The organism is bacterium, from assembly GCA_037131655.1.
In the GTDB taxonomy this organism is placed as follows: Bacteria; Armatimonadota; Fimbriimonadia; order Fimbriimonadales; family JBAXQP01; genus JBAXQP01.
Map to the genome: position 1 here is coordinate 1 of JBAXQP010000356.1, position 2,554 is coordinate 2,554.

The 2,554-nt window shown below is 46.9% G+C and carries 5 protein-coding genes; all 5 read right to left on the reverse strand.

Annotation, left to right across the window (positions count from 1 at the left end; genetic code table 11):
- Positions 1 to 251: hypothetical protein (locus WCO51_12335; protein MEI6514041.1), on the reverse strand; the 251-nt coding region annotated here is incomplete at its 3' end.
- Between the two features lie 61 nt (positions 252 to 312).
- Entirely contained in the window at positions 313 to 771 is a 459-nt protein-coding gene (locus tag WCO51_12340) for a transposase (GenBank protein ID MEI6514042.1), read from the reverse strand.
- Positions 772 to 850: 79 nt separating this feature from the next.
- Positions 851 to 1,321, reverse strand: a complete 471-nt coding sequence (locus tag WCO51_12345; GenBank protein ID MEI6514043.1) for a hypothetical protein — start codon at positions 1,319 to 1,321, stop codon at positions 851 to 853.
- Positions 1,287 to 2,330 (reverse strand): ADP-ribosylglycohydrolase family protein, encoded by a 1,044-nt coding sequence (locus WCO51_12350; GenBank protein ID MEI6514044.1) that lies wholly within the window; start codon positions 2,328 to 2,330, stop codon positions 1,287 to 1,289. Before WCO51_12350 ends, WCO51_12345 begins: the two co-directional genes overlap by 35 nt.
- Before the next feature lie 3 nt (positions 2,331 to 2,333).
- Positions 2,334 to 2,554, reverse strand: a 221-nt coding sequence (locus tag WCO51_12355; GenBank protein ID MEI6514045.1) for a PD-(D/E)XK nuclease family protein, incomplete at its 5' end; no start/stop codon positions are given.

A 2,554-nucleotide genomic window follows, 5' to 3' on the forward strand; every position in this document is an offset into this window, starting at 1 on the left:
CTGTTGATCGCCGCCTGGATAAGGTCAATCTCCCGCTTTGTCCGCTGGATATCAATCTGAATCTGCAGTAATTCATGCTGAAGCGTGCCAATCTTGACGACATAATCTGCTTCGATATTGGGGATGACAACTTGGGTAAGTTCCTCCCACTCGGCAAAGAGCGCCGCTAACTCTTCCTTCAGAAGCTCACACTCCTCAGAAAGTTGTTTGAATTCCGGGCTTACGTTTATAGAATTCGAATCATCGCTCATATCGGAATCCTTTCTTTGAATACCGCAGTCAGCATGTTTTCAAAATGCGACGCGCTAATGTTCAAATTTTCTCAATAATAAGGTTCTTTACTGCATGGACAAACTCGCTAGTAACCTCCCCATCAACCGGTCTTAAACGCACGGGACATTTATGCCCAACGACCTCAAGAGATATCCCCTCAAAGCTATGGAAGCCGTGAAGAAAACTGAGGTCGATTCCTCTGTCGATGGATGCTCCACCAAGTATAACCCCATTGCGGATCACGCTCGCCATCAAGTCAACCGAATAGTATTCGACTACCAATCGCTTTAATCGGCTTTTCTCAATCTCCAACTCTTTGAGCCGCCTGGCTTGGTCCACACGCATTCTGCCGTATTCCTTCCTCCACCGGTAGAACGTGTTTTTTGTCAGGCCTATCTTCCGAATCGCGCACTCGATCGTTTCCCCTCTGGCGGTCATTACCTCCGCTTCCCGAAGCTTATTAATAATCTGCTCTGCTGTGTAACCTTTCTGTGACATTGTCTGCCTCCCTTATTGACCTTAGCCCAAGAATATTGTAACTTATAAAATGGGCCAGTTTTTGGGGGGCATGTCACTGTTAGAGTTCTATGTTAGTGTTTATATATGCGACTGCTACTATTAATGCATTAAAATCAGCCATTGCTCGATTTCGGTTTGTTGCTGATATGCTTCGAGAGCAAATTGTTCTACCTGTACTATCGTATACAGCAAAACGTTTCTCTGACCGCTTGATCTGCCATGGCAATGGTGACAATCCGCAGTCTTCATGTGGCAATACTGTTGCTTTGCCATTTACACAATTCGCAATGACAGTTAGATCATTCATCGTCCTACAGAGTCTTTCACCACGATCACCGGCTTTTAGGGTATTCTGACTTAGCATATCGACTCGTACAACTATTCGCTTTCCTTCTGCTATAGCAAGAGTCATATCGCCTGTTGCCTTAGCCACCCAATCCATAATTGCCTCCCTTATCCAACCTTTTTTTTCTGTTGTCATAAATGGGATAGTTCTACAATCCAGAGTATCGATCCCTGCAATCATCATAGTCTAAGTCCACCACGTGCCTTACCATCTGCTCGATAACCGATCTTAGCTCCAAATCCTGCAGATACTCGTCTGGAATGGACTGCTGCCCCCAAAGTGTGCCCAAGATATTGCCAGTGATTGCTCCGGTTGAATCGCTATCCCCGCTGTGGTTGACTGCTAATCGAACACCATGGGCGAAGTTCTTCGCCTTAAGGGCGCAGAATAATGAGAGTGCCAACGCCTCTTCTGCCACCCATCCTTCACCAAGCTTCTCTAATGTCTCTGGCGTAGGTACATCGCTTTTAGCATAGTCAAGAGCCTGATCAACTGCCTGCAGAACTTCTTGATGAGAAGGCCACTGCAGTAGCAATTCTCTTGTTGATTCGATTGCGCTGCTGAGACTAATTCCCTGTATAAGCTCATGGATTAGCTGAGCTAAAAAGCCAGACGCAAGATAACCTGAGGGGTGGCCATGAGTGAGCATGGCTAACTCACATCCTGTCTTGAAGCAGTCTAGATCAAAGAAACCAACCGGGGCCATCCGCATAACGCCCCCGCATCCCTTGCTATTGTTGATCGGATCGCTTGGAATTTCGGAGTGATTACTCTCCAAACAAGACAGATGCATTTGGAGTGATGAAAGACAGGAATTCCCTGGGGCGCGTCGAGAGTGCAATAATTTTTGGCTCCAAAGCCATCCACCATAGATTGAGGAGAGCGATTCACTCTTTGAGCGTATCCCTTGAGTACCCAACCAGCGAAGATAAGCGATACGAACAGACTCTGTTAAAGAAGTGGTATCACCTTGAATGTATGCCTTAAGCATTCCTTCCAAGGTGAAGAGGGTCATTTGAGTGTCGTCGGTGATGGCGCCGATTCTCCCATAAGCTAAGGCATAATGCTCAATCCCTTCATTACCGAACTTCGCCCTTATCTCGCTTAGGGACATAAACTCCACTGGCGCTCCCAAAGCATCGCCTACCGCCCCTCCTAGAAGGCATCCCGCTATCCTCTCAATACAATCCATTTTCTAAAACTCCATGGCTGGGCATATTCCCGCGTAGTCACATCGTCCGCACCTGAAGGGATCCTGTTTTGGCTCAAACCTGCGAGAAGAGATGCCTTCTGCAACCGAAAGTATTTCCTCGACGACTTGTGCGAGTTGCTCATCCGTACGGGTTGTTGTTACGATCTCATCTTTTTGCAGGAAATACAAACTGAGCTTTTCTGCTCTTAACCCAAGACCTTCCC

Bases quoted from the DNA above. Each gene is read 5' to 3' on its own strand.
- WCO51_12340 (MEI6514042.1), bottom strand. From the start codon at position 771: ATGTCACAGAAAGGTTACACAGCAGAGCAGATTATTAATAAGCTTCGG.
- WCO51_12350 (MEI6514044.1), bottom strand. From the start codon at position 2,330: ATGGATTGTATTGAGAGGATAGCGGGATGCCTTCTAGGAGGGGCGGTA.
- WCO51_12345 (MEI6514043.1), bottom strand. From the start codon at position 1,321: ATGATGATTGCAGGGATCGATACTCTGGATTGTAGAACTATCCCATTT.